Source organism: Colwellia sp. 12G3 (genome assembly GCF_002836775.1).
Taxonomy (GTDB): Bacteria; Pseudomonadota; Gammaproteobacteria; order Enterobacterales; family Alteromonadaceae; genus Colwellia.
The window spans coordinates 522,995-547,033 of sequence record NZ_PJAQ01000066.1 but is presented as its reverse complement, the minus strand read 5'-3'; the positions used below and the strand labels follow the sequence as shown (position 1 = coordinate 547,033).

The window sequence follows — 24,039 nt, the reverse complement described above, 5'->3', positions numbered from 1 at the left end:
TTGCTTGCCTTAAGTTATAAGAAGGTAAATAGTCACCTTTCATCATTATTTCTAAGCCCTATCAATCTTCGTTTTATTAATATAAAAAGTTAAGTCTTATAAACGCTGCTTTTTGTAATTTATTTCTATTTTAATGTTACAATGCGCGCAATTTTTTAATAATGATGAAAAGCCCTGTACTAAGGCTAATATTAAGCCAAGTGCAAAAGGCGTTTTCCTACTATTTACTTAACAGGTAATTTGCATGTCTGTACAGCAAAAGCAAGTCGATTTACGTCGCACCTTTGCCATCATTTCTCACCCCGACGCGGGTAAAACCACCATCACCGAAAAGGTACTTTTGTTTGGCCAAGCCTTACAAAGAGCCGGTACGGTAAAAGGTAAAAAATCAGGTCAACACGCAAAATCTGACTGGATGGAAATGGAAAAAGAGCGTGGTATCTCAATCACTACCTCGGTAATGCAATTTCCTTACAATGACTGTTTAGTAAACTTACTTGATACCCCTGGCCATGAAGATTTCTCGGAAGATACTTACCGTACCCTTACCGCTGTTGACTCATGTTTGATGGTAATTGACGTTGCCAAAGGTGTTGAAGCCCGTACAGTTAAGTTAATGGAAGTTACTCGTCTTCGCGATACGCCAATTATTACCTTCATGAACAAAATGGACCGCGATGTACGTGACCCGATGGAAGTTATGGATGAAGTTGAAGAAGTATTAAAAATTAAGTGTGCTGCCATTACTTGGCCAATAGGCATGGGTAAAGAATTTAAAGGCATTTACCATATTCTTGATGACGAAATTACCTTGTATCAATCTGGCCTAGGCCACATGATTCAAGAAAAGCGCGTTATTAAAGGTCTTCACAATCCTGAACTTGATAAAATTATTGGTAATTATGCTGATGATTTACGTGAAGAATTAGAGCTTGTTTCGGGTGCTTCTCATGACTTTAATTTAGAAGAATTCTTAAAGGGTGAATTAACACCTGTATTTTTTGGTACTGCACTCGGTAACTTTGGTGTAGACCACATGCTTGATGGTTTGACTAAATGGGCACCGAAGCCATTACCGCGTAAAACAGATTTACGCGAAGTAACCGCTGAAGAAGAAAAGTTCTCCGGTTTTATATTTAAAATCCAAGCCAATATGGATCCAAAACATCGTGACCGTATCGCCTTTATGCGTATTTGCTCAGGCAAGTATGAAAAAGGTATGAAGATGAAGCAAGTGCGTATTGGTAAAGATATAAAAATCGCCGATGCGGTAACCTTTATGGCTGGTGATCGCTCAAACGTTGAAGAAGCTTTTGCCGGTGATATTATTGGTTTACACAACCACGGTAGTATTCAAATAGGTGATACGTTTACCTCAGGTGAAATGATGAAGTTTAGTGGTATTCCTAACTTCGCACCGGAAATGTTCCGTCGTATTCGTCTTCGTGATCCATTAAAAGCTAAGCAATTACAAAAAGGTTTGATTCAGTTATCTGAAGAAGGTGCTGTACAAGTATTTAGACCTTTCATTAACAACGATATGATTGTTGGTGCTGTTGGTGTATTACAGTTTGAAGTTGTTGTGCAACGTTTGAAAACTGAATATAAAGTTGATGCGATATACGAAGCCATTAGTGTTGCTACTGCACGCTGGTGTACTTGTGATGATGAGCGCACTTTAGAGCAATTTAAAAAGAAATCGGGTGATTACTTAGCACTTGATGGTGGTAATAACTTAACGTATATCGCACCAACGATGGTTAACTTATCGCTAGCGCAAGAAAGAAACCCAGATATAGTGTTCCACTCGACCCGTGAACACTAGTTTGCTGTCGTAAATAACGTTCTAGCAGCGTTGCTCAAACATTTTTATGCAGTCACTTAGTGTACTAAGATCCGTTATAAAAATGCCCAAGCGCCTTGCTATAACGCTATCTACTTAACCAAACATGAACAGATTAAGATTATTTTTGATGATTGCTTTAGTAAAATATCAAAGATAAAAAACTAATAAAAGTTACTGACTGTGAGTTACGCATTCTCGCAGTTAGTTGGTTCAAGACAGAAGAAAACGCGCGGAGTTGACGTTAGTCAATGAGCACGATTGATGAATGTATTGAGCCAAATAACAAAGAGAATGAGATAACGAAATGAATATTAAAGAAATTTTAAGTAAACGAGTCAGTGCAGCTATGGTTGCTGCGGGCTTACCGATAGGTACTAACCCTGCCCTTAGCTTATCTAATCGTCCGAATTTTGGTGATTATCAAGCCAATGGTGTTATGGGCGCAGCGAAAAAGCTAAAAACTAACCCGCGTGAGTTAGCAACCAAGGTTGTTGCCGAGTTAGACCTAGACGGTATCGCTAGCAAAATTGAATTAGCTGGCCCTGGTTTTATTAATATTCACTTAGATGAAAATTGGCTAGCCGAGCAACTTAATAAAGTTGCTCAAGATGACAACATCGGCGTAGCACAACGTGGTGCTATTCCTGGTGATGAGCCACAAACAGTAGTGGTTGACTATTCAGCGCCTAACCTCGCTAAAGAAATGCATGTTGGTCACTTACGTTCAACCATCATTGGTGATGCTGTTGTTCGTGCACTAGAATTTCGTGGTGATAAAGTTATTCGTCAAAACCACATGGGTGATTGGGGTACGCAATTTGGTATGTTAATCGCACATTTAAGCGATAAACTCGCCAGCGATGAAGTTGCTGAAACTGCCCTTGCCGATTTAGAGAACTTTTATCGTGAAGCAAAAGTACGGTTTGATAACGAAGCAGGTTTTGCCGATAGAGCCCGTGCTGATGTCGTTAAACTGCAAAGTGGTGATGAAGCTTGTGCCAAGTTATGGCAACAGTTTATTGATATTTCAATCACCCACAGTGAAGAGATTTACGCTAAATTAAATGTGTCATTAAAACGCTCAGATATTATGGGCGAAAGCGCTTATAACGACGATTTATCTACTGTTGTTGATGAGCTTATGGCGAAAGAAATTGCCGAAGAGAGCCAAGGCGCTAAAGTTGTTTTTATTAATGAAATGGCTAACAAAGACGGTGAAGCACCGGTATTTATCGTTCAAAAATCGGGAGGCGGTTTCTTATACGCGACCACAGATTTGTCTGCATGTCGTTACCGCAGTGGTAAGCTAGCCGCTAATCGCATCATTATTTTTACTGATGCACGTCAAGCATTACACTTTAAGCAAGTTGAAATTGTTGCGCGTAAGGCTGGCTTATTACCTGAAAATGTTGGTTACCAGCATTGCCCGTTTGGTATGATGATGGGTGATGATGGTAAACCATTTAAAACCCGTACGGGTGGCACAATTAAGTTAGCAGAATTACTTGATGAATCGATCGTTCGTGCTGCGGCGTTAATCAAAGAGAAAAACCCAGAAATTACCGATGCTGATTTAACTGAAATTTCAAAGAAAGTAGGTATTGGCGCGGTTAAGTTTGCCGATTTATCGAAAAACCGTACCAGTGATTATATTTTCAACTGGAAAACTATGCTCAGCTTTGAAGGGGCTACGGCGCCTTACTTACAATACGCTTACTCACGTATTCAAAGTATCTTTTCTAAAGCAGAGAGTAAGGCCGGTACAGTAGAAAATAACGCTGTAATTAGCATTATTGAACCACAAGAAAAAGCATTGGCATTAAAGTTATTACAACTTGAAGATGTCGTTGATGCAGTCATTAGCGAATGTACGCCTAACTTGTTATGTAACTACCTCTACGAATTAGCCAGCCTTTACATGAGTTTTTATGAGGCCTGTCCTATCCTTAAAGAAGATATCAGCGATGAGGTTAAAGCGTCACGTTTAGCCTTATGTAAAGTTGTTGCCGATACCTTAAAACAAGGTTTAGATATTTTAGGCATTGAAGTAATGGATCGCATGTAAATTTAACCTAGGTCACACCATTGATGCGTCACAAAAGTACTCACTGACATTCGTCAGCTCCGTGCTTTGTTTCTTTCACTAGGGTGACCTAGATTTAAATTATGGGTATTATTCAAACATAAGTAACTACGTAATTCCCGAAGTGTCTAATCGGACGTGGCATGGATGTCACTTATTAGACAATGCTTGGAGCATATTCTCCTGAATCGAGTTTTAATGTTTAAGTCTAACTTTAGGTCTAACCATCAAAGGAGGCAATGATGCAGTTTACCGATAGCCATTGCCATCTTGACGATATTGCTTTTAGTGAGCAACTACCTGCTTTATTAGCCCAATGCCAACATCTAGCCATTAATCGTATAATTGTTCCTGCCATTGCTCCTGATAACTTTAATCAAGTACTCAGCCTAGCCAAACGTCACCACGGTAACCCGCTAAAGATTTACCCTTGTTTAGGTATTCACCCATGGTTTTTACAAGCATTGGATGAGTCGCATTTAAAACAATTATCCGAAAGTGTAAATAAATCACGAAATGACATTGTTGCCGTAGGCGAAATAGGTCTTGATGGTGCGATTGCCAAAAATGCTGAGCATAATGGGCAAACGCCAGAAGATAATTGGAATCATCAAAAGTACTTTTTTGATTTTCAACTCAACCTAGCTAAGCAACACAACTTACCCGTAATAGTTCATCACAGACAATCGCACGATAAGATAATGCCTTTTTTGAAACGGTATAAGCTAGATAGAGCAGGAATTATTCATGGTTTCTCTGGCAGTTACCAACAAGCTAAAGGTTATATAGATTTAGGCTTTAAACTCGGTGTGGGTAGTACTATCACTTATTCTCGAGCTCAAAAAACCATCAACACCATCAAGCGCCTGCCCTTAGATTGTCTAGTATTAGAAACTGATGCGCCGTCAATGCCGCTGAGTAAAGAAGTACTGACTCACAACCAAGATAATGAACAAGAAGAAAATAGGATTACGGCTCTCTCCACAGCGAGTTCTGAGGTTAATTCACCCATAAATCTGATTAAAATTTTTGAAGTATTAACGACAATACGACCTGAAAAATCAGACGAGTTAGCAAATCAACTTGAACGCAATATAGAGCAAGTTTTCTTCACGTAGACAAAGTACATAAAGTGACTTAAGTTTTTTGGCTTAAGCGATAACCTCGTCTACTAAAGCGATTTAAACCTCGGGTAAGTAAAAAGCCAATCACCCCCGCTAATAACAACATTAAGCGCTGTAAAGACTGCTGTTCTTCGTCGGCTTTGGCTAAAATATCAGTTAAATAAGACTGCTCAATAGTAAATCGTAGATAACCGTGCAGTTTATAATTGCTTGAATCGGTATATCTAATTTCTTCAATGAAAGGTGATAAGGTATCGGTTAAGTTACGTTGATGTGGCGAAATACCATAAAGATCATTAATACTTTTAGCCTTAGAGGAAGAAATGTTATTGCCCTGATTATCTTTTTCCACCGATACACTCGACACTAATAACAATCCAGAGGCATCATATAAATGCGCTTGCTTAACAAAGTTAACTTTTGTCAAACCATTGAGATAATGCTGTAAAAACGCGTCTTGCTTTAATTTACTTTCGTGTGATTGTTCAAGAATAACGGCAACACCTACAATTGCCTGTTGAAGTTGCTGCTTAGCAATATAATTAAAGTGTGCCGTTAAGTTATCAGTATTTTTCCCGTCTGTAGACTGCAAGATACCCATCAGTAATATGATAAACAAAATTGCACTAGCTAATTGCAGAATTTTATTATAAATCGACGATAATTTAGGGTATAAAGACTGTTCGGCTTGCTTCATAAGAACACTGATGATTATTTTTGCGCATTAATAGTGTCACTATAGTTAGATTATTAACTGATGTGAAGTTTATTATTTATATATATACCAATACCCTAGAGAGTTAACGTGTCTTTTATTACCAATATATTACCCCTATCGCTTGAACAGTATTTAGCCGAAAATTTGCAACATGAGCAATTACCTGTCGCCTTTAGCCTCTCTGAGCAAGGGATTACTTTAGGTAACAGAGCTCTGCCCAAAGCTACAACAGAAGAGCAAATAGAACTGGTCGTGTTTCAGCAACTGCCTATTAAAAAGCTGCTGGCATTGCAAACTCATGCTCAACTTGAAATAACCACCTTGACCACGATTAATCATCGTAATAATCAAACCAGTTGTCGCTTTCAAGTTAACTGCCCTGACTTTATTCAAGCACGTAAAGCCCTAGCTGACTTTGCTTTGGCGAATAAAATCGAAGCGGCATTATTAACGCAAGTCCCCACATTAAGTGAGCCGGGGTTATTAGTTATGGATATGGACTCAACCACGATAGAAATTGAGTGTATTGATGAAATAGCAAAGCTAGCCGGTGTTGGTGAAGAAGTCGCTGAAGTAACAGAGCGCGCAATGTTAGGCGAACTCGATTTTGCCGAAAGTTTACATCAACGTGTGGCGACATTAGCTCAATCACCAGAAAGTATATTAAGTGATGTTGCCAAAAACATTCCATTAATGGCTGGATTAAAGCCGCTAATTATTGAGCTTAAAAAGCATAATTGGCGTATTGCTATTGCTTCAGGTGGCTTTACTTATTTTGCTGATCATCTAAAAGAAACGTTAAACTTAGATGCTGCTTTTGCCAACACGCTTGAAATTATTGATGGCAAACTTACCGGGAAAGTATTAGGTGATGTGGTCGATGCGCAAGTTAAAGCTGACTCTCTAGCGATTTTAAGTAAAGAGTATAAAATACCAACAAATCAAACCGTTGCTATGGGTGATGGTGCAAACGATTTAGTGATGATGGCTGCGGCAAGTTTTGGCGTTGCTTTTCATGCTAAACCCATTGTATTGGCACAAGCTGACAGTAGTATTAACGTGCAGGGCCTCGACTGCCTATTGCACTGGTTAGCATAATTTCTTAGATTTTTATCTCACCATTTAAAAGCCTACACTCGACACCATTTAAAGGGTTGAGGTTAGGCTTTTTTAATGCCGTTATTATATCAATTATACTCTGTATTCAATGTATGCCTTAATAATGTTTCTTGTGTGACATCAATTAACTGAACGACCCCTGCAACACTATATATATCTTGTTCAAGTTGCTTACCACGATGTATTGCATATGAGCCGATATAAGCCAGCTCAGGATTCAAATGTTCCATATGTGCTTCATCAGTTCGCGATAGCTTTAATTGCAGGCTATAAAAATCACCTTGTTTCAGAGACTTTTTAATAAAAAAGTTTCTCATCTGTGGGGTGTTTAGCTCACTCTCTTGTTTTATCGTTACCGACTTATCTATGTCGGTAATACTTGTATTTATTGCAATATAGATCAGTTCACTCACGGCCGAGTCACTTGCCACTAGCTTTTTCATATGTTGGTCGATTAAATTACTGACCTTCAAATTACCTAACAATGGATATAAATTATAATAACCATGGCGATCACTTAATCGTAACATCGCTGATAATAAGTTTTTATGACTCTGGTAGCTGTGCTGCCCAGCAACTAAGGTTTCTACTTTATAGCGACTACCACTTGATTGCACCATAGCAGTAGGTATTGCCATATTTACAGCATATAAGGTCCTTAGTGCATCAGATAAACCCGGTGTTAGCATGGCATATTCGTCCGGGGTTAATTTATTTTTATTTTTATCAATTAACAGCTTAAAGAATGATCGCCCTATATGTTGATGTTCTTTAACTGATACGCGCAGATTTACCACTTTTTTATCTTGACTGATCCTCATGATTTTATAAGGTAATTGCTTTAAATCGAAGGCAGAGGTTATTTTTTGTAATTTTGGAAAAGTTAAATTAACAATATCGCCTTTAGATAAAGCCGCTGGATTTTCTAAGTCCACTTTTAGTCCAGAAACAGAAAAGTCTGCCGACAGTCCTGACCAATTTAAAGCGTTGCACTCAATGATAGTAGGGGTCTGGTATTTAAAGCGTACTTCTTGACGTTGATGACCATAATCTAGCGTTATTTCATCCACTCTACTTTCATTTTCATCATATTTATGACCAAAGCTTTTAAGCCGTTCAAGATCAATACCGGCATACCCTAACACTTGATAATCACTAATTTCACAGCTACTGGTAATGTCTATTGCCGTTATTGCAAAGGGAAGATGAGCAACAATATCATTAACTTCATCTGTTAATGGCGGATTCAAATAGTTTTGCTGCTTAGTCATAGCAGTAGATAAAGTAAAAGGCGAATATGCTTGGTCTGAATCCACGGTATGAGATGCTAACGCCGTTATTGCAAAGGTACTTTTGCTGGCAGCAAAAGCTAAGAATTGCGTGAAAAAGGCATTATCGTGCTTAAGTTGCTCTTCATCTACCGTATAGAAAAACTTATGACCTTTATGTTGGTGAATAAAGCTAAAGACTAATAAGCTTTTACCTTGCGACTCTAAAACATGTAAGCGTTTAAGTCGATCCGCGGTGATAAGGTAATGCAATGCCGAGCGCTTTTTCTCATCTCGCCAATATTGATAGATCTTTTGATTGTTCTTGGTCGTTAGCGCATAGCGAGGTAATGATTTATTCACATCGCCATCGGCACTGTGCATAAATATAACCAATTCATTTAATTTGACTAATGCATACTGCTCAAGACTTCTCGCCTGTAATGCCGCTAAACTATTATCTAAGTTTATTTTATAACGGCGTTTATTTCCTTGGATGTAACCGACTAAGAAACGTTGAAAACCATCGTTTTCAGGAATATCTATGCGCCGACAGCCTATGATCTGAGTACCTGAATCACGTAAGACATTTTGGACTTCAAAATAAAATGAGCTATCTTTACTAAATTGAAACTCTTGCTCTAACCCCGTAAATGCGATGGTTAATTGATCGCCTTTAAATAAAGCCATTTCATTAATCAGTTTAAACTTAATGCCTTTAACACTCAGATCAATACTGGTTGTCAAAATCGGCTGCTTATTCACTATGGTTAATGTGATAGGGATAGCAAAGTTCATTCGCTCTTCGACGCGGTTGGGATAGTTTTCTAGGACGTGTAACTTAGCTGGGTATTGAAGTTTTTCCATTCCCGATTTCTTGCTGCGACTTTCAATGGTGCTAGGGGTGCTCTGTTCATTTTGATAAATATTACGAAAACTATTCTTAGCATCTTTGACGGCTTCGTAAACACCAAAAGTATAGTCGCCATAAATAGCAACATTTTCTTTGAAGGCAGCGATAGCCACGTCATCCAAAAAATGAGTTTGACCTTGAAAGTCAAATAACTGGCATTCACCATTAACCAAGCCACGTAAATCGATGGCACGCGTACAAACGCTCGATAAGCGTTTTAATTCCATTTTTAATAAAAATTTTTCAGTTTTATTAAGGTGCTCTGTAGCAGCACTATAATTAGCTTCAAAACTTATTTTATTGACCTCACCACGAAAATTGTCAATGATTTTATGGTGTTTGAAAAAATCTTTATTCATAGTTTTATTATTAACTTCTGGTTCAGCCTCTATTTTAACAGCTAAAGATAGCGTTGTTACTAGATTAGAGGTTTTATCACTATTTTTAGTTTAGACAAAAAAATCAAAATCATTATAATCTAACCGACTTTATCATTAAAAACCAAGCAATTTCTATGCCTCTCTATGATGTTACTCAATCAAGGGAATTCCTTGTGACTCAATTAACTTTTTTGATAGCGTTCTAATTAACTTTAAAAAGTCTAATTAACATAATATTTTTCGATGACAGTCCCTTATCACAGTCATATTATCGTTTAAAGGTAGGTAAAACTAGATGGCCAAAGTAGCAAAAATCGAATTTGTATGCACAGATTGCGGTATGAATCACACTCGTTGGCAGGGACAATGCCGATGTGGGGCTTGGAATACCTTAGTTGAGATGAAAATCCCTAAGGCGACAGCCAATAGTACAAGCGCTCGTAAAATAACTTCAGGTGGTTATGCTGGCTTAACTGGCGGTGGCTCTAAAAAAATTAATGAGATAAAAACCACTGACGCTGAAAAGCAGCTTACCGGCATAGGTGAACTAGACCGCGTGCTTTGCGGCGGTGTGACTACAGGCTCGGTCAATATTATTTCAGGCGACCCTGGTGCGGGGAAAACCACATTACTTTCAGATCTTGTCGCACGCATGTCACAAACAACCGCATCATTATATTGTACGGCTGAAGAGTCATTGTCTCAGTTCAAAAATCGTGTGCAACGTTTAAAGCTGGATTACAATGAAGACAACCTTTATTTACTCTCTGAAACCAGTGTAGAGTCAATCATTGAACAACTAGATACACATAAGATAAAGTTTGCGGTCATTGATTCTATTCAAGCCGTTGTTACCGAAAATGCGAATGGTAGTCCTGGCTCACCTTCTCAGGTAAAAGGAGCAGCTCAAGCGTTAACGCAATATTGTAAACAAAACGATGTCACCATGTTTCTTATTGCCCATGTGAATAAAAACAATGAAATTGCTGGCCCACAAACCCTTGTTCATATCGTTGATGCCCTATTACATATCGATACAAATGATGGACAAATACGTACCCTACGTGCGAATAAAAACCGTTTTGGTGATATCGACACTGTCGGTATTTTTAAAATGTGTGAGCGCGGCATGCTCAGTGTTGATAACCCCAGTGAAATTTTCCTGTCAGGGTCAAGCACAGAATCGCCTGGTTCAACCATTACTTGTATTCGTAAAGGTAACAGAAACCTGCTGTTAGAAATTCAATGTTTGACTACAGAAACTGAAGCAGAATTTCCACAACGCGTTTGTGTAGGGTTAAACATGAACAGAATTAAAATGTTAACGGGGATTTTACGTAAACATACTAAAACGAAGATATATCACGATACCTTTTTTAATATTGTTGGCGGTTTAAAAATAGATGAATCTGAAACCTGTATCGATCTAGCCTTAGTTTCTGCACTGCTAAGTAGCCTTAATGATTTTGTTATCCCAAGAAATACCTGCATTATGGGTGAGTTGAGTTTAAACGGTGATGTTAGACCAATAGATAGTGGTGTACCTCGCGTTAAAGAAGCTGCGCAGCATGGTTTTACCGAGATCTATATTCCTTATCGAAATTATCATAAATCGATGGAAGGTTTAGGCGCCAATATCAAGGCAGTCAAAACCATACATGAGCTTATTGAACTAATAAAATAGCGACTATAAAATTTAATAACGTGCAGTTTAACTGACATAAATTGCACGTGATTAAATAAACTTTTTATCATCAAAACTTGCACTCGTGTTAAGTTTTAAAGACAATGCCTGTCATAAAATTGGCATGGACGTCATAGGCTCAACGTACAAACTCACCTATTTACATACAATTAAAACAACTTAATAAGATAACTTTCCCATGAAATTTACTGTTAAAAATGCACTTATTGCTCTTGCTTGTTCATTAGCCTTACCGCTAAATGCAAACGCTAACGCAATAGATGAAAATATCAAAGCGCCTGCCGTTACGACAAACGCAGAGCAATTAACCATTGAGCGCATTTATAGTTCGCCTTCTCTTGATGGTCAAACACCTAAATCATTAAAATTCTCTCCTGATGGAACACGGGTAACTTACCTACAAGGTAAAAGCGATGACTTACACCGTTACGATTTATGGGAATACAATTTAGCCAGTAAAGAAAATAAAATACTGGTTGATTCTCAATCACTTTTTAGTGGTCAAGAGAGCTTGTCGGATGAAGAAAAAGCTCGTCGTGAACGCCAGCGTATTTATGGTGTTGGCATCATGGAATACCAATTTTCGCAAGATGGTAGTGCTTTATTGTTCCCGCTAAATGGTGATATTTACTATTACCATTTAGCGACTAAAACAGCTAAACGCTTAACCGAAACGGCTGGTTTTGAAACGGATGTTAAATTTTCACCTAAAGGTAATTTCGTTTCCTATATTCGTGAGCAAAATATCTACGTATTAAATATTGCTTCAGGTGAAGAGCATCAGTTAACCATCGATGGTGCTGGCACGATTAAAAATGGCATGAGTGAGTTTGTTGCTCAAGAAGAAATGGCACGCATGACTGGTTATTGGTGGTCACCCGATGAAAAGCACATTGCTTTTTTACGTGTTGATGAAACCCCAGTAAAAATTGTTATTCGTAACGAAATATATGCTGAAAAAATAGAACTCATTGAACAACGTTACCCGGCAACCGGTACTAATAATGTTCATATTCAATTAGCGGTTACCGATATTAAAGGCAAAAAAATTCGCTTTGTCGATCTGGGTGACAACAAGGATATTTATCTGCCACGAGTAAAGTGGTTAGCTGATAGTAAAGACTTATCTTACCAATGGCAGAGTCGTGATCAAAAAACCTTAATATTAAAAACTTATAACTTAAAAAAACGTCGCCAAAAAACGTTATTAACTGAAGAATCTACCCATTGGCTTAATCTACATAAAGATTTAACTTTTCTAAGTGATAATAAAACCTTTATTTGGGCTTCTGAACGTGACGGCTACAAACACCTTTATCATTACAATTTAAACGGTGAGTTAATATCGCAATTAACTAAAGGCGCGTGGGTAGTTGATTCACTAACACGTGTTGATGAAAAAAATGGCTGGGTTTACTTTACAGGCAGAGCTGATACCCCCCTTGAACGTCATTTATATAAAGTGCCTCTTAGCGGGAAATCTCCTGAAAATGTACAGCGTATAACTAAGCGTAATGGCTTTCATAGCATCAATTTTAGCGCTACCAGTGAAAGTTATATTGATAGTTTCTCAAATACTAAAACGCCTAAACAGGTAAGTTTACACCTCGCTAATGGTGAACATGTTACTTGGCTAGCTGAAAACAAAGTGACGGCAGAGCACCCGGTAGCACCTTATTATGATGATTTAGTCATGCCTGAGTTTGGTTCATTAAAATCTGATGACGCAAAGGCAGATTTGTACTACAAGATTTATAAACCTAAGAACATGCAACCAGGTAAAAAGTATCCGGTTATTGTTAGAGTTTATGGTGGACCTCATGCACAACTCGTAACTAACGCATGGCAAGGTGCCGATATAACTCAATACATGCTGCAACAGGGTTATATTGTTTATCAGCTTGATAATCGCGGCTCTAACTACCGTGGTACAGCGTTTGAATTTCCAATCTATGAGAGACTTGGTCAAGTTGAAGTTACTGATCAAATTACTGGCGTAAAATATCTACATACCCTGCCCTATGTAGATCAAGAACGAATTGGTGTATTTGGTCATTCATATGGTGGCTATATGGCGTTAATGACTATGTTTAAAGCAGGTGATTATTTCAAAGCGGGCGTAAGTGGCGCGCCAGTTACCGATTGGATGCTCTACGATACACATTACACTGAACGTTATTTAAATCACCCTAAAGCGAATGCGGCAGGCTATCAGCAAAGTAGTGTATTCCCTTATGTTTCAGGTTTAAGTGGCCCTATGATGGTTTATCATGGAATGGCTGATGACAACGTATTGTTTACCAATACCACTAAGTTAATTAAAGCCTTGCAAGATGAAGGGAAAATATTTGAGTTAATGACTTACCCGGGTAGTAAACATAGTATGCGCGGTAAAAAAGTAAAGGTGCATTTAAATACCACTATCATGGACTTCTTTGATAGACACTTTAAATAACTGTTTAGCTAATTACTTTGATATTAACCATTAATCAATAGCTATCAAGCGCTAATAAAACGGCAAGTGACTTAGGTCACTTGCCGTTTTTTGTTTTGTCATTTCTGTTTTATCAGTTATTTGAATAATTAATTTATTGTTTATCTTGTTACTTTTTGTCGTATTTAAACCTGCATTTTTCATGCCCAAAAATGAACAAAGTAAGGCTAAATAACGGTTACATTTAATTGCATTTTTCTACCTTTTTCCTATTGCATTTTTATGAATGAAGGAGGAATATGAAGGTGAAGACAAAGATGAAGATAACAAAAGAGGTAAGACTATGAAGATTAAAATTTCTGGACACCACGTTGAAATAACTGAAGGTATCAAGCAATCTATCGAGAATAAGTTTGCGAAAGTCTCTAAGCATTATCCGTCGATTATGACGTTAAACTCAACCATTACCGTTGAGCCGCATCTACAAAAACTTGAAGTAACAACATTGTACGAAGGAGAGAAAGTCACCGTAAATGCTTCTGACAAACAACTGTATGTGGCCATCGCCAAAGTTGCTAAGAAACTACAAGTTGCCCTTGCTCGTCGCAAAGGTGTGTTATCAGCCAAATTTAATAATAAGTTTGTTGTACCACAAACAGACTTATATCACTCAGCTTAACTTAGACATAAACTAAGGTATAAGCGAACACGATTAGTGAAGTGCTTATAGTGTCGCAAGACATTATAAGCAAATATTAACTCAATAAATATCAACAAGAAAACTAATAGCTAGAAGTGTATTTGTAAATCGAAAAAGGCTGCATTATGATTAAATCATGATGCAGCCTTTTTTATTGTTCTCAAGGTGTACTGCTGATATCGGTAATAAAATCACCAATTCAAACAACGAATAAGTTCAGCCCTTTTATTCAAACTTAACTTATTCTGATTCAACTTATTCTGGTTCGTAGTCTAAGTTTGCAGATAACCAACGTTCTGCTTGCTCGATGGTCATACCTTTACGTGCTGCATAATCGAGCACTTGATCTTTAGCCAGTTTAGCTACGGCAAAGTACTTAGATTCTGGATGAGAAAAATACCAACCACTTACCGCAGCACCAGGCCACATGGCATAACTTGAGGTGAGGTCCATATCAATGTTTTCTTTAACATTAAGTAATTCCCACAACAAACCTTTTTCAGTATGCTCAGGGCAAGCAGGATAACCTGGCGCTGGGCGAATACCCTGATAACTTTCACGAATTAACGCGTCATTATTAAGATCTTCATCAGGCGCAAAACCCCAATATTCTTTTCGCACTTTTTCATGCAAATATTCAGCACTCGCTTCAGCTAATCGATCAGCGACCGCTTTGAGTAATATTGAATTATAAGCATCATGATCAGCATCAAAAACTTTGACTAACTCTTCCACACCAAAACCTGCTGACACAGCAAAAGCACCAACATAATCTTCAATACCTGAGTCTTTTGGTGCTATATAATCAGACAAACAACGATTAAACTGCCCTGCTGGTTTTTTACTTTGTTGACGTAGTTGGTGAAGTCTCATTAATTTTTCCTGGCGACTTTCATCGGTGTACAGCTGTATGTCATCTTGATTACTGTTCGCAGGAAACAAACCAAATACCGCTCTAGCAGATATTTTTTTATTATTGATAACGTCATCAAGCATGGCGTTAGCATCATTAAATAAGCTCGTTGCTTCAACGCCAATCACTTCATGTTTTAAAATGAGAGGATACTTGCCCGACATCTGCCATGTCATGAAAAATGGTGTCCAATCAATATATTTTCTAACTTCGTTCAAATCGATATTATCAAGTACCGTTACCCCCAACTTGTTAGGTTTTTTCGGCGTATAATCATCAAAATTAATTTTGGTGGCATTAGCTCGCGCAGCTTCAAGACTAATTAAACTTGAACGCGGACCTTTTTTATAATGGCGAACACGGACACGTTCATATTCTTCTTGGGTACTGGCAAAAAATCCTGCTTTATGTTCACTTGATAACAAGTTACTTACCACAGAGACTGCGCGAGAAGCATTCGATACATAAACCACCGGCTCATCATATTGCGGTTCAATTTTAACCGCTGTATGTGCCTTTGACGTGGTTGCACCACCAATTAATAAAGGCAATTTCAAACCTGTTCGTTTCATTTCTTTAGCAACATAAACCATTTCATCAAGTGATGGTGTGATCAAGCCTGATAGACCAATGATATCAACGTTTTCTTCTTTAGCGACGCGTAAAATATCATCACAAGAAACCATCACGCCAAGATCAATAATTTCATAGTTATTACATTGCAGTACTACGCCAACAATGTTTTTACCGATATCGTGTACATCACCTTTAACCGTGGCGAGCAACACTTTACCATTGGTGCTTATTTCAGTTTTCCCCTCTTCAATATAAGGGTTTAAGTAAGCAACCGCTTGTTTCATTACCCGCGCTGACTTTACTACTTGCGGTAAAAACATCTCACCCGCGCCAAATAAATCGCCGACGGTGTTCATGCCATCCATCAATGGCCCTTCAATAACATCTAAAGGACGGTCGGCAGCTAAACGGGCTTCTTCGGTATCCTCAATAATGAATTCATTAATGCCTTTAACTAACGCATGAGATAGACGTGCATTAATCGGCAATTCTCGCCAAGTTAAATCAGTTTTTGAAACTTGTCCGCCAGCTTTACCATGATACTCTTGAGCAATATCAAGCAAGCGTTCGGTGGCATCATCATCCTTATTCTGAATAACGTCTTCTACCGCTTGTTTCAGCTTATCGGGTAAGTCTGAATAAATAGCTAGCTGACCTGCATTAACAATACCCATGTCCATGCCATTTTTAATGGCGTAGTATAAAAATACCGCGTGAATGGCTTCACGTACGGGGTTGTTTCCTCTAAATGAGAAAGACACATTTGATACACCACCAGAGATCATCGCATAGGGTAGGTTTTTCTTAATATCATCTACCGCTTCGATAAAATCGACCGCGTAGTTATTGTGCTCTTCAATACCCGTGGCAACGGCAAAAATATTCGGGTCGAAAATAATATCTTCTGGCGGGTAACCAATTTCATCAACAAGCATGTGATAAGCACGATGACAAATTTCATATTTACGCTTACGGGTATCAGCTTGCCCTTCTTCATCAAACGCCATTACAATAACAGCAGCGCCGTAACGACGAAGTAATTCAGCTTGGTGACGGAAATTTTCTTCGCCTTCTTTCAGGCTGATAGAGTTAACAATACCTTTACCTTGAATACATTTAAGGCCTGCTTCAATGATGTCCCACTTAGAGGAGTCAATCATGATTGGCACTTTAGCAATGTCTGGTTCGCCGGCAATTAGATTTAAAAAACGCACCATAGCGGTTTTTGAGTCCAACATGCCTTCATCCATGTTGATATCAATAATCTGGGCACCATTTTCTACTTGTTGGAGGGCTACAGAGATGGCTTTATCGTAATCTTCTTCGACAATTAAGCGCTTAAACATAGCAGAGCCGGTAACGTTAGTACGTTCTCCAACGTTAACAAACAAGCTATCTTTATTAATAGTTAATGCTTCTAAACCTGATAAGCGACAAGCAACTTCACGCTTTTCAACTTTACGTGGTTTGATATTTGCAACCGAATCAGCCATGCCCCGAATATGCTCAGGCGTGGTACCACAACAACCACCAATAATATTTAAGAAACCTGACGAAGCCCACTCTTCTACGTGGGTGTTCATGTCATCAACGGTAAAATCATATTCACCAAAGGCGTTTGGCAAACCCGCATTAGGATGGGCAGAAACGGCAACATCACAAATACGGCTTAACTCTGCAACATATTGGCGTAATTCAACTGGACCTAACGCACAGTTAAGACCGAATGAAACAGGTTTAGCGTGGCGTAATGAATTATAAAAGGCTTCGGTTGTTTGTCCTGATAAAGTACGACCGGAGGCATCAGTAATCGTACCTGAAATCATTACAGGTAAACGCTCACCTAACTGGTCAAAGACAGTTTCTACTGCAAATATAGCGGCTTTAGCATTGAGGGTATCGAAAATAGTTTCGATTAAAATGATATCACTACCGCCTTCAATCAAGGCTAGCGTTGATTCAATGTAAGCATCTTTTAGCTCATCAAATGTCACGTTACGATATGCAGGATCATTGACATCAGGAGAAATTGAACAAGTACGGTTAGTTGGCCCTAACACACCGGCAACAAAACGTGGGCGGTCAGGGTTTTTCTTGGTATATTCATCGGCAGCTTCACGGGCAATTTGTGCAGCAACACGGTTAATCTCAGCGCTATACTCTTGCATGTCGTAATCGGCCATGGCAATCGTCGTCGCATTAAAGGTGTTAGTTTCAAGAATATCTGCGCCGGCTTCGAGGTATTCAAGGTGAATAGCTTTAATGATTTCTGGCTGAGTCAGCACTAACATATCGTTATTGCCTTTAACATCGGTATGCCAATCAGCAAAGCGCTCAGCTCTAAAGTCTTGCTCTTCAAATTTATACGCTTGGATCATTGTGCCCATAGCACCATCAAGAATGAGAATATTTTTAGCTAGTTGCTGTTCGAATAAGGCAAAAGATGGGTGTTTTTTCATTTTTAAATCCAAAAATAACTATTTAAAGAATAAGGTAATTTTCAGTACTTAACGTACTATTTCATTAGTGTCGAATTAATATGGTCTGCATCTAATTGGTACGGCGTTATTTGATAAACATAATAATTTAACCAGTTAGTAAAGAGTAAACTGCCATGACTTCGCCATGAGCCTACCGGTTTATTATTAACGTTATTATCTTGATAATAGTTGATTGGCAACTTGGTATCTGCATTTTTTTTACGATCTCTGAGATACTCTTCATGTAAGGTAGCGGTATCGTATTCAGGGTGTCCTGTTAGGTATACTTGTCGTTTATTTTTACTCGCCACTAAATACACACCCGCATCGGGTGATTGCGCTAATATACTCAACTCATCGATACTTTGATAATCGGTTTGATTTATATAACCATAACGAGAATGTGGCACATTAAAATTCTCATCAAAACCACGCGTTAACTCCTCTTTACTATCCAGTGGGTAATGCTGATAAACACCGGATAACTTTTGCTGACGTAAATGACGATTTAAACCGTAATAATGATATAAAGCGGCATGTGCAGCCCAACAAGAAAACATGGTTGAAGTCACATTTTTATCTGCCCAATCAAATACTTCACAAATTTTATCCCAAAAGCTAACCTCTTGATAATCAAGTAAAGCTAACGGTGCACCTGTGATGATAAGACCATCATATTGTTTGTGTTTAATATCATCAAACAAACAATAGAAATTCTCTAAATGCTCCTTCGGGGTATTTTTAGAGACATTGGCATGAATACGAACAAATTCAACATTAATTTGTAATGGCGTATTGGATAACATCCGTAAAACTTGAACTTCAGTTTCAATTTTATTAGGCATTAAGTTCAAGATCGCCACTTGCATAGGGCGAATTTCTTGATTTGTCGCACGGTCCTCAGACATAACAAAGATATTTTCGTTATCTAAGACGGAAAGAGCGGGTAATTGACCGGGAATTTTAATGGGCATAACGCTACCTAAGAAAAAAAGCACATAATAATTGAGTGTTATAATGTTACTTAGATTGCTAGCTATGTCAACATCTAAACGTATAGACGTCTATACTGTTTTTTATCATCTTAGTTATTTATCGAACTAATAGTCATGTACTACAGCACTTGGACACCTATTTTGCTTGTTGGGTAAAACTTAAAGCGTCTTATATTGGCCCAAAAATCTTAAAATCAAAGGCTACGCATCTCTCTTTACATCTATACCCGTGAGAATAAAACGAGGATAGGCAATCGTTAACATTTACCTTCTCTGAATATTTTCTGCCAACATTTACATGCCTTTTTTTGATAAGCAGCTAAATAATTAACGAGTCTAGTGGTAAATAAAAGCATAGGAGTATAATTAATCTAAATGACTATTCGGTAGTTCCCACTTAAGATTAATAATGAAGCACTGCTAATTATTAAATTTTAGAGTAAGTTACTATCTTTGTTCAAAAAATCACCCTATATTATTAATTCAACTCTACATTTATATCAACATAATGAGGCATTTATAATGGTAATGAAGAAACTAATATTGATGGGTTTAACCACGAGTTTATTATGGGGCTGCGCTACAGGAAATACACCCGAAGCTAAAATGAAAAATGCACGAGAAGAAACAGCATCAGCTTTAGGTAAAATTTATGAAGACCACCCTGATGCGAAAGCCGTTATAAACGCGAATAAAGCGCATGTCATTTGTACCGGTAGTGATAGTTATTTATTTGCGGCATCAACTGGTGGCGGAGTTTGTACAATGCATGAGGGTGGTAAAACTGACTATTATCGCTTTGCTTCTGTTGGTGTTGGCGCAGGCATTGGATTTAAGCAAATAGCTTTTGTTTATGTATTTTTAAACAATGATGCTTTAGTGCGTTTCAAAGAATCTGGTTGGGATGGCGGCGCCCGCGCCGAAGCTAGCGCTGAACATGATGGCGAAGGCACAAATGCTTCTGCAAACCAGTCTGCCGATATTGAGGGCGTAAAAATTTACCAAGCAAATTTATGGGGTGCAGCTGCACAAGCAACCGTTCAAGGTTATAAATTCTGGCATACGAACTTTACCGATGACGTAATGCAAAATAACGAATAGATGGGTATAAAAAAAGCACCAAAAATTTGTTAATTTTGGTGCTTGCTTAATTCAGTATTTATTCTAGGAAATGGCTGTAGCCACGATAAATTGACTAAAATAATAATATTTAATCTTTAAAGTTAGTAAACTGAAACGATTGCTCTAAGTCCGCTGTACGCACTAATTGCATTACCGCTTGTAGATCATCACGTTTTTTACCTGTTACCCGTACTTGTTCACCCTGTATAGCGGCTTGTACCTTCATTTTTTCGTCTTTGATCAGTTTAACAACCTTCTTTGCCATATCCTGCTCGATACCTTCTTTGAAGGTAACTTGCTGACTCCAGTTTTTCCCCGTAGCGCTAGCATTACCTACTGCCATTGCTTTGGCATCAACGTTACGCTTAGCTAATTGGCTTCTTAACATGTCGCACATTTGCTTTAATTGAAAGTCACTTTCAGCTTTTAAAACTACATTAGGTTTTTTCCATTCAAAACTGGCCTCAACACCACGGAAGTCGAAACGTGTAGTAATTTCACGATTTGCATTGTCTACGGCATTTTTAACTTCTTCTAAATCAGTTTCTGATACGATATCCATTGATGGCATAATTTTTCTCTATAGTAGGTTGAATTGTTCAATACATACCATTATACCTTCACGTTTAATGCACGCAACTAAAGTACAGATTTAAGCAAGTAACTATTCTAGGTACTTTGCCTAAGTGAAAGCTTCAATAAGAAATACTGAGTAAATCATGCTAGTATCGAGTCACTTCCTTATTTAATTGCAGATTGCTTGTGAAAGCTCGCCAACATTATTACTTTTTTATTACGGTAATTATCGTATCCATATTACTACTTTTCGCGCATGAATTTTTACCCGATCCTTTACGAAAACGTATATTTCAATTTCCCGAAATTGATACTATAGGGCACTTAACTAGCTTTTTCATTTTAACTTGGGTTAGCCACTCGCTTATAAAGTTATCACTGCAATTTTGTGTGCCATTACTTATTTTTTATGGGGCGTTAACAGAAATAGGTCAATCCTTTTTGGGTTATAGAAGTGGTGAATTAGGTGACTTCATCGCTGATGTTGTTGGTATCAGCTTATTTATATTAGCAAAATGGTTATACCGCAATTTATTTAGAAACAATATAGCTAAGACACTGTAACTAGCGACGACTAATTAAAGACGTAAATAATATGGTAAATAATAAACAAATGACCAGCAGAGTGGATAATATTGTTGTCGTTGGTCAAGGGGCAATGGGATTACTTTGGTACCATCATTTATCTCAAGATCAGATTTTAAATAGTGCGTCAGTAACTGTAAATATAAAGAACGACGTTACTTTACTTGCCTCAAATCAAGACTTACTTAGCAAGAACAATCTAAGGACTTCTAGTTATCAATTTACTTCCTATCAGCAAGCCTCCCCCAAAAGCTATCTGCTAACTTATAGCCAAATAGCGGATATAGAGTCTGCTGATATTATTCTGTTGTGCCTAAAGTCGTTTCATATCGCCAGTAAAATAGAGAGTATTGCCAAATACATTTCCCCTCATTGCATAGTGATACTTGCTCACAACGGTATAGGCACCTTTGAGGCGGTAGCCAAACTGCTACCAAGTCAGCAGGTTATACTTGCCATGTTAACTACCCATGGCAGTTTACGAATTTCACCATTAACGATAACTCATACAGGGTTAGGGCAAAGTGATATAGGACTACTTTCTGGTGAACTGAGCTATCTCCAGCAAGAGCAACTCACCAGCAAGTTGAACTCTGCCCTACCCCAGGTTACTTTTCATCAAGATATTGTGAAAAAACAGTGGTTAAAATTGGCAATTAACTGTGTGATAAACCCGATCACTGCCCTTAATAATATTGATAATGGTAAGGTAAATGACGATAATTTTACCGAGCAGATCAAAATATTATTAACTGAGATCATTGAAGTTAGCCAAGCTGAGAATATAGATTTAGCATTTACTGACTTACAAGCAATGGTTCATAAAGTAGCATTAGCAACGGAAAGTAACTGTTCTTCAATGCGAAGTGATGTGTTGGCGGGTAGATCTACAGAGGTTGATTATATCAACGGTTATATTCACCGCTTAGGTAAGAAGAATAATGTTGCCACGCCAGAGAATACTCGTCTGTGGCAACAGGTGCTGAACCTTAAAGTTAGCGCTAGCAGTTAACTCTAAAAGTTAAGGACGATACACTTTTACGTTTTTGAAACCATTATCAAGTAAATACAATGCTTGTAGTTTACTCATTACACCATGGTCACAATACAACAAGTATTCTTTGGTCATATCTAAGTCACCAAACTGTGTAGATAGCTTGTAAAACGGGATGTGCTTAACTTCAACATCACCTAGCTCTAATGGTTTATCTTCTTCTTCTTCAGGGCTACGAATGTCTAAAACAACGGCATTGTCAGGAATGTTTTCAACAAGATCTACCGCATGAATTTCTTCTTCAGCTTCTTTGCCAATATCACGAATATCATAAACACGCGTTTCACTAATAACCTTGTCTAAAACATCAAAGTTAAAGTTACCTTCTTCTTCTTCAACTTTAGATAAAACAGCTTTAACCGTCGGTTTTTTAGAAATAACACCACAATATTCTGGAATGGTTTTAGAGAATTCTTCAGTGCCAATCTCGCGTGCTATATCAATAATATCTTGCTTATCGTACGCAGCTAATGGGCGTAAAATCAGCGTATCAGTAACACGGTTGATAACGTTTAAGTTAGTTAAGGTTTGACTTGAAACCTGACCTAAACTTTCACCGGTAACAAGTGCTTGAATTTTGCCCTTCTCGGCTATTTTAGTCGCTGCACGAATCATCATTCGTTTTAGTACAACACCCATCTGGCTATTTTCAACATTTTCTAGAATCTCAGCAACAACAGGCTCAAAATCTACCGCAAAGAATTTAACTTTATGTGAAGCACCAAATTTGTTCCACAAATAATAACTGATTTGTTTTACACCTACTTCGTGGGCTGAACCACCAAGATTAAAGAAACAGTAATGAGTACGTGCACCTTTTTTAATCATTTGGTAACTTGAAACACCTGAGTCAAAACCACCCGACATTAGCGATAACACATCTTCTTGTGTCGCTATTGGAAAGCCGCCTAATCCTTGATGACGTTCAGTAACAATAAATAAGTCTTTATTTTTTATTTCAAGACGTATCGTAATATCTGGATTTTTTAGTTTAACCTTGGCACTATCTACCGCTTGATTTAACCCCCCACCCACATATTGCTCAACTTTTAGTGAATTAAAATCATGATTCCCTGTACGTTTGGCTCGTACGCAAAAAGTCTTATTTTCAATACTTTTAGCATGAACAGCTAATGTTTTTTCATAAATATCATGAACATCAACAAATTCCGTTTGCTGTACTTCTAAAAATATAGGAATGCCTGGAATACACTTAAGCGCTTCTACCAAGCGTTCTCGGTTTTCAGGTGAATTGTCTTTAGTATTAACTTCAATATTATCCCAGTTCATACGTGTAGTGACTTGTTCGTCAATACGACGCAAAACATTCTTAACGCTTGACTCTAATATTTTAGTAAAACGTTTACGGACAGGGCGAGATTTTATGGTGATCTCTGCTTGAAGCTTTACGATAAATTTCATCGGTTATGACCTAAAAAAGACAAAAA

The 24,039-nt window shown here is 37.9% G+C and carries 16 protein-coding genes; 10 read left to right on the top strand and 6 right to left on the bottom strand.

The features are described from left to right. Positions 1 to 244: 244 nt before the first annotated feature. The 3 genes from prfC to CXF71_RS16705 all read left to right on the top strand — a co-directional run bounded on the left by prfC (position 245) and on the right by CXF71_RS16705 (position 5,047). Positions 245 to 1,825 carry a peptide chain release factor 3 gene (prfC, locus tag CXF71_RS16715; protein WP_101234059.1) on the top strand — a complete coding sequence of 527 codons (1,581 nt, stop codon included), beginning with the start codon at positions 245 to 247 and terminating at the stop codon, positions 1,823 to 1,825. A gap of 325 nt (positions 1,826 to 2,150) precedes the next feature. Then, positions 2,151 to 3,911 carry an arginine--tRNA ligase gene (argS, locus tag CXF71_RS16710; RefSeq protein ID WP_101234058.1) on the top strand — a complete coding sequence of 587 codons (1,761 nt, stop codon included), beginning with the start codon at positions 2,151 to 2,153 and terminating at the stop codon, positions 3,909 to 3,911. 257 nt (positions 3,912 to 4,168) lie between these two features. Continuing rightward, positions 4,169 to 5,047 (top strand): TatD family hydrolase, encoded by an 879-nt coding sequence (locus tag CXF71_RS16705; protein WP_232771522.1) that lies wholly within the window; start codon positions 4,169 to 4,171, stop codon positions 5,045 to 5,047. Between the two features lie 19 nt (positions 5,048 to 5,066). On the opposite strand, the gene CXF71_RS16700 is transcribed toward CXF71_RS16705, so the two are convergent. Beyond that, positions 5,067 to 5,750, bottom strand: coding sequence for a hypothetical protein (locus tag CXF71_RS16700; protein WP_101234056.1), 684 nt, complete (start codon positions 5,748 to 5,750; stop codon positions 5,067 to 5,069). 108 nt (positions 5,751 to 5,858) lie between these two features. On the opposite strand from CXF71_RS16700, the gene serB reads away from it, so the two are divergent. Then, entirely contained in the window at positions 5,859 to 6,869 is a 1,011-nt protein-coding gene (serB, locus tag CXF71_RS16695) for a phosphoserine phosphatase SerB (protein WP_101234055.1), read from the top strand. Between the two features lie 89 nt (positions 6,870 to 6,958). Here the strand turns inward: serB and CXF71_RS16690 are convergent, their stop codons facing one another. After that, positions 6,959 to 9,430, bottom strand: coding sequence for a PilZ domain-containing protein (locus CXF71_RS16690; RefSeq protein ID WP_101234054.1), 2,472 nt, complete (start codon positions 9,428 to 9,430; stop codon positions 6,959 to 6,961). A 316-nt stretch (positions 9,431 to 9,746) separates the two neighbouring features. Between CXF71_RS16690 and radA the strand changes: the two genes are divergently transcribed. The 3 genes from radA (at position 9,747) to hpf (ending at position 14,269) form a co-directional block, all read left to right on the top strand. Further along, positions 9,747 to 11,135 carry a DNA repair protein RadA gene (gene radA / locus CXF71_RS16685; RefSeq protein WP_101234053.1) on the top strand — a complete coding sequence of 463 codons (1,389 nt, stop codon included), beginning with the start codon at positions 9,747 to 9,749 and terminating at the stop codon, positions 11,133 to 11,135. A gap of 199 nt (positions 11,136 to 11,334) precedes the next feature. Next, entirely contained in the window at positions 11,335 to 13,611 is a 2,277-nt protein-coding gene (locus CXF71_RS16680) for a S9 family peptidase (protein WP_232771521.1), read from the top strand. 322 nt (positions 13,612 to 13,933) lie between these two features. Next, on the top strand, positions 13,934 to 14,269 hold the full coding sequence (gene hpf, locus CXF71_RS16675) for a ribosome hibernation-promoting factor, HPF/YfiA family (protein ID WP_101234226.1): 336 nt from the start codon (positions 13,934 to 13,936) through the stop codon (positions 14,267 to 14,269). Positions 14,270 to 14,545: 276 nt separating this feature from the next. On the opposite strand, the gene metH is transcribed toward hpf, so the two are convergent. Together metH and CXF71_RS16665 are read right to left on the bottom strand one after the other, a co-directional pair. After that, positions 14,546 to 18,238, bottom strand: a complete 3,693-nt coding sequence (gene metH / locus CXF71_RS16670; protein WP_101234052.1) for a methionine synthase — start codon at positions 18,236 to 18,238, stop codon at positions 14,546 to 14,548. 56 nt (positions 18,239 to 18,294) lie between these two features. After that, entirely contained in the window at positions 18,295 to 19,233 is a 939-nt protein-coding gene (locus CXF71_RS16665) for a homoserine O-succinyltransferase (RefSeq protein WP_101234051.1), read from the bottom strand. Between the two features lie 543 nt (positions 19,234 to 19,776). On the opposite strand from CXF71_RS16665, the gene CXF71_RS16660 reads away from it, so the two are divergent. Continuing rightward, positions 19,777 to 20,355, top strand: a complete 579-nt coding sequence (locus CXF71_RS16660) for a hypothetical protein (RefSeq protein ID WP_101234050.1) — start codon at positions 19,777 to 19,779, stop codon at positions 20,353 to 20,355. A gap of 109 nt (positions 20,356 to 20,464) precedes the next feature. Here CXF71_RS16660 and CXF71_RS16655 read toward each other — a convergent pair whose 3' ends face one another. Continuing rightward, complete coding sequence (locus tag CXF71_RS16655; protein WP_101234049.1) at positions 20,465 to 20,947, bottom strand: YajQ family cyclic di-GMP-binding protein; 483 nt, start codon at positions 20,945 to 20,947, stop codon at positions 20,465 to 20,467. A 191-nt stretch (positions 20,948 to 21,138) separates the two neighbouring features. Here CXF71_RS16655 and CXF71_RS16650 point away from each other — a divergent pair, with 191 nt between their 5' ends. Both CXF71_RS16650 and CXF71_RS16645 read left to right on the top strand, forming a co-directional pair. Further along, the gene (locus CXF71_RS16650; RefSeq protein ID WP_101234048.1) at positions 21,139 to 21,516 is read left to right on the top strand and encodes a VanZ family protein; all 378 of its coding nucleotides are present in this window, start codon (positions 21,139 to 21,141) and stop codon (positions 21,514 to 21,516) included. 31 nt (positions 21,517 to 21,547) lie between these two features. After that, positions 21,548 to 22,549, top strand: coding sequence for a ketopantoate reductase family protein (locus tag CXF71_RS16645; RefSeq protein WP_101234047.1), 1,002 nt, complete (start codon positions 21,548 to 21,550; stop codon positions 22,547 to 22,549). 9 nt (positions 22,550 to 22,558) lie between these two features. On the opposite strand, the gene thiI is transcribed toward CXF71_RS16645, so the two are convergent. Further along, positions 22,559 to 24,013 (bottom strand): tRNA uracil 4-sulfurtransferase ThiI, encoded by a 1,455-nt coding sequence (thiI, locus tag CXF71_RS16640; RefSeq protein ID WP_101234046.1) that lies wholly within the window; start codon positions 24,011 to 24,013, stop codon positions 22,559 to 22,561. Positions 24,014 to 24,039: the final 26 nt, after the last annotated feature.

Bases quoted from the DNA above. Each gene is read 5' to 3' on its own strand.
- prfC (WP_101234059.1), top strand. From the start codon at position 245: ATGTCTGTACAGCAAAAGCAAGTCGATTTACGTCGCACCTTTGCCATC.
- argS (WP_101234058.1), top strand. From the start codon at position 2,151: ATGAATATTAAAGAAATTTTAAGTAAACGAGTCAGTGCAGCTATGGTT.
- CXF71_RS16705 (WP_232771522.1), top strand. From the start codon at position 4,169: ATGATGCAGTTTACCGATAGCCATTGCCATCTTGACGATATTGCTTTT.
- CXF71_RS16700 (WP_101234056.1), bottom strand. From the start codon at position 5,750: ATGAAGCAAGCCGAACAGTCTTTATACCCTAAATTATCGTCGATTTAT.
- CXF71_RS16690 (WP_101234054.1), bottom strand. From the start codon at position 9,430: ATGAATAAAGATTTTTTCAAACACCATAAAATCATTGACAATTTTCGT.
- radA (WP_101234053.1), top strand. From the start codon at position 9,747: ATGGCCAAAGTAGCAAAAATCGAATTTGTATGCACAGATTGCGGTATG.
- CXF71_RS16680 (WP_232771521.1), top strand. From the start codon at position 11,335: ATGAAATTTACTGTTAAAAATGCACTTATTGCTCTTGCTTGTTCATTA.
- hpf (WP_101234226.1), top strand. From the start codon at position 13,934: ATGAAGATTAAAATTTCTGGACACCACGTTGAAATAACTGAAGGTATC.
- metH (WP_101234052.1), bottom strand. From the start codon at position 18,238: ATGAAAAAACACCCATCTTTTGCCTTATTCGAACAGCAACTAGCTAAA.
- CXF71_RS16665 (WP_101234051.1), bottom strand. From the start codon at position 19,233: ATGCCCATTAAAATTCCCGGTCAATTACCCGCTCTTTCCGTCTTAGAT.
- CXF71_RS16660 (WP_101234050.1), top strand. From the start codon at position 19,777: ATGGTAATGAAGAAACTAATATTGATGGGTTTAACCACGAGTTTATTA.
- CXF71_RS16655 (WP_101234049.1), bottom strand. From the start codon at position 20,947: ATGCCATCAATGGATATCGTATCAGAAACTGATTTAGAAGAAGTTAAA.
- CXF71_RS16645 (WP_101234047.1), top strand. From the start codon at position 21,548: ATGGTAAATAATAAACAAATGACCAGCAGAGTGGATAATATTGTTGTC.
- thiI (WP_101234046.1), bottom strand. From the start codon at position 24,013: ATGAAATTTATCGTAAAGCTTCAAGCAGAGATCACCATAAAATCTCGC.